This window comes from uncultured Rhodococcus sp. (assembly GCF_963525155.1).
In the GTDB taxonomy this organism is placed as follows: Bacteria; Actinomycetota; Actinomycetes; order Mycobacteriales; family Mycobacteriaceae; genus Rhodococcus_F; species Rhodococcus_F qingshengii.
The window spans coordinates 1-3,626 of sequence record NZ_CAURKP010000313.1 but is presented as its reverse complement, the minus strand read 5'-3'; the positions used below and the strand labels follow the sequence as shown (position 1 = coordinate 3,626).

The window sequence follows — 3,626 nt, the reverse complement described above, 5'->3', positions numbered from 1 at the left end:
AACCAGTGACCTCTTCCGTGTCAGGGAAGCGCTCTCCCGCTGAGCTAATCGCGCGAGGTGGAGACGGGAATCGAACCCGTGTGCACGGCTTTGCAGGCCGTTGCCTCACCACTCGGCCACTCCACCGTAAAAGGTTGAGTCACACCTCTCGAGCGGACGACGGGATTCGAACCCGCGACCCCAACCTTGGCAAGGTTGTGCGCTACCAGCTGCGCCACGTCCGCATCGCACCGTGTTGCTTGGGGAGCTGCTCGCTCTCCTCGGTGCGTTGGAAACATTAGCCGACCGTGTCGGATACACACAAATCACCAGCTCAGTGGCGTGTTCGGAGTCGAATCGGCCCGCTGCGCGCGTTGCAACTGTCCGTCTTGGCGATGAATACGGTCTGAAATCAGCTCGAATTCGTAGATTTCGGGGTCGCCTGGAGCAAAACGAATGCCAACCTGGTGATTCGTATTCATCGCGCAGCCGTGTTAATGTTCCAACTCGTTCGAGCGCATGCGTTCGGATGACTTACGGTCCCGTGGCTCAGTGGGAGAGCGTCCGCTTCACACGCGGAAGGTCGCTGGTTCGATCCCAGCCGGGACCACAGAAAAATACTGAAGGCGTTCCCGATCATCGGGGACGCCTTCAGTCGTTTGAGAGCACAGCTGTTTGAGAGCACAGCTGTTCGAGGGGCACGGTCGTTTCGGCATGCAGACCGTCGTCGCAGGTCGCCGGGCGACGATTTCGGTAGCCTGGTCGAAGAGACATTTCGCGACCGAAAAGGTGACTGCTTTGAGTACCGAAAAGGTCGATTCTTCCGTCGACGATTCAGACCTGTCCGTCTTCCAGGACGCAGAGTCCCGCTGGGAGCGGTGGCGCGCGGGAATCGCCGCGCGGCCCACCCTCAATCTTGCGTACCGCATCGGCGTCGGAGTCGTGGGCACGATCGTGTTCGCCGCCGGCATCGTGGCTATTCCGTACCCCGGGCCCGGTTGGCTCATCGTTTTCGCCGGCCTCGGCATCCTGGCGTCGGAGTTCGCGTGGGCACATCGACTCCTTCATTTCGCGAAGGCCCGATACGACCGGTTCATGGAATGGTTCGGCAAGCAGTCGCTGTTCGTCAAAGGGTTGGGCGTTCTGTTCACCACAGTGATCGTCCTGGCGACTTTGTGGGTGCTCGGCACTTTCGGCCTGATCGGGACATGGGTGGGCCTGGACTACTCGTGGCTCGAGTCGCCGCTGTGAGTTGAACGCGGCCCGGTTTCCTTCACTCGGTTGTCTCACCATGTCGGTAGGGCCGATAACATGATCGTGCGCGTGCTCGCAGTGGGTACGACGCCTGTCTAACTTGTCGCAATACCTTTAGGAGCACATCGCCGTGACCAGTCCCGCGCCAGAGCACTCAGCCGCCCCACTTCGGGTGCCCGCGGGGACGACCGCCGGGACTGCAGTGCGCGAAGCCGGATACCCCACGAAGGGGCCCGACGTGATCGTCGTTGTCCGCGATGGCGAGGGAACGCTCAAGGATCTGTCGTGGACACCTGAGGTCGATGTCGACGTCGAGCCGGTGGCAGCATCCACCGAGGACGGCCGCAGCGTCATCCGGCACTCCGCGGCCCACGTCCTCGCGCAGGCGGTTCAGAAAGAATTCCCCGACGCGAAGCTCGGCATCGGTCCGCCGATCAAGGACGGCTTCTACTACGACTTCGCGGTGGACCGCCCGTTCACTCCGGAGGATCTGGCCAAGCTCGAAAAGCGTATGAAGCAGATCATCAAGGGATCACAGCGCTTTTCGCGTCGAGTGGTCGATTCGATCGAGGACGCTCGGGTCGAGTTGGCCGACGAGCCGTTCAAGCTCGAATTGATCGACGACAAGTCCGGTATCGACGATCCCGAGATCATGGAGGTGGGTGGCAACGAGCTGACCATCTACGACAATCTCGATCCTCGTACCGGCGACAAGATCTGGTCCGATCTGTGCCGCGGCCCGCACATTCCGACCACCAAGCACATCCCGGCCTTCAAGTTGACCCGAAGCTCCGCCGCCTACTGGCGTGGCAACCAGGACAACGCCGATCTTCAGCGTGTCTACGGCACCGCGTGGGAGTCCACCGAGGCTCAGGACGAATACCTCGAACTGCTCGCCGAGGCCGAGCGTCGTGATCACCGCAAGCTCGGTACCGAACTGGACCTCTTCAGCTTCCCCGACGAGCTCGGTTCGGGTCTGCCGGTGTTCCATCCCAAGGGCGGCATCATCCGCACCGAGATGGAGAACTACTCGCGCAGCCGCCACATCGAGGCGGGCTACGAGTTCGTCAACACTCCGCACATCACCAAGGGGCATCTGTACGAGGTTTCCGGTCACCTCGACTGGTACCGCGACGGCATGTTCCCGGCGATGCACGTCGACGAGGAACTGAACGAGGACGGCACCGTGCGCAAGCCGGGCCAGGACTACTACCTCAAGCCGATGAACTGCCCGATGCACAACCTGATCTTCCGTGCTCGCGGACGCTCGTACCGTGAATTGCCGTTGCGGCTCTTCGAATTCGGCTCGGTCTACCGCTACGAGAAGTCCGGCGTCATCCACGGACTGACCCGCGTGCGCGGCATGACCCAGGACGACGCTCACATCTACTGCACCCGTGAGCAGATGCGCGACGAGCTGACCACCACGCTGCAGTTCGTTCTGAACCTGCTCAAGGACTACGGCCTCGACGACTTCTACCTCGAGCTGTCCACCAAAAACCCGGACAAGTTCGTCGGTAGCGACGACGTCTGGGAAGAGGCGACCGCAACGCTCGCCGAGGTCGGCGAAGCTTCCGGCCTGACTCTGGTGCCGGATCCGGGCGGAGCCGCGTTCTACGGTCCCAAGATCTCCGTTCAGGTCAAGGACGCCCTCGGCCGCACCTGGCAGATGTCGACCATCCAGCTCGACTTCAACCTGCCCGAGCGGTTCGAGCTCGAATACACCGGCAACGACGGCGTCAAGACTCGTCCGGTCATGATCCACCGCGCGCTGTTCGGCTCGATCGAGCGGTTCTTCGGTGTCCTGACCGAGCACTACGCGGGCGCGTTCCCGGCGTGGCTGGCGCCGGTGCAGGTTGTCGGAATCCCGGTGGCCGAGGCGTTCGCCGATCACCTGTTCGACGTCACGAAGAAGCTCAAGGCAGCCGGTGTTCGCGCCGAGGTCGACTTCAGTGACGACCGTATGCAGAAGAAGATCCGTAATCACACCACGCAAAAGGTCCCGTTCATGCTCCTCGCGGGCGAGCGTGACGTGGAGGCCGGCGCGGTCAGCTTCCGTTTCCGTGACGGCACGCAGATCAACGGCATTCCCGTCGACGACGCCGTCCGGATCATCACCGAGTGGATCGGCCGCCGCGAGAACGCCTCGCCGACAGCCGAACTGGTGCAGCCAAGCGTGGCGCAGTGAGCGCCCCCGGTGACGACGGTCCGGGTTCGCTGATCGACCACGGCGTCGGTGACCCTGACCATTTGCAGCGCATTTGGTCGCCGCATCGGATGTCGTACATCACCGAGGCGCCCAACACCCCGGGCACGACGGGTGAACCGTTCATCGACATTCCGAAGATGTCGGACGAAGAAGGACTGATCGTTGCCCGCGGTGAGCATGTCTA

General features: G+C 62.4%; 2 protein-coding genes, 3 tRNA genes and 1 pseudogene. 4 read left to right on the top strand and 2 right to left on the bottom strand.

Features of this window, described 5'->3' with window-relative positions:
* Positions 1 to 55: 55 nt before the first annotated feature.
* Positions 56 to 126 (bottom strand) — tRNA-Cys (locus tag RWT78_RS28780).
* A gap of 25 nt (positions 127 to 151) precedes the next feature.
* Positions 152 to 224 (bottom strand) — tRNA-Gly (locus RWT78_RS28775).
* Positions 225 to 517: 293 nt separating this feature from the next.
* On the opposite strand from RWT78_RS28775, the gene RWT78_RS28770 reads away from it, so the two are divergent.
* From RWT78_RS28770 to RWT78_RS28755, 4 genes and pseudogenes are all read left to right on the top strand, one after another.
* Positions 518 to 589 (top strand) — tRNA-Val (locus RWT78_RS28770).
* Between the two features lie 230 nt (positions 590 to 819).
* The gene (locus tag RWT78_RS28765) at positions 820 to 1,230 is read left to right on the top strand and encodes a TIGR02611 family protein (RefSeq protein ID WP_085989954.1); all 411 of its coding nucleotides are present in this window, start codon (positions 820 to 822) and stop codon (positions 1,228 to 1,230) included.
* A gap of 133 nt (positions 1,231 to 1,363) precedes the next feature.
* On the top strand, positions 1,364 to 3,421 hold the full coding sequence (gene thrS / locus RWT78_RS28760; RefSeq protein ID WP_007732914.1) for a threonine--tRNA ligase: 2,058 nt from the start codon (positions 1,364 to 1,366) through the stop codon (positions 3,419 to 3,421).
* Positions 3,418 to 3,626 (top strand): annotated as a pseudogene (locus RWT78_RS28755) (diadenosine tetraphosphate hydrolase); the annotation flags it as partial. The gene thrS and the pseudogene RWT78_RS28755, both read left to right, overlap by 4 nt.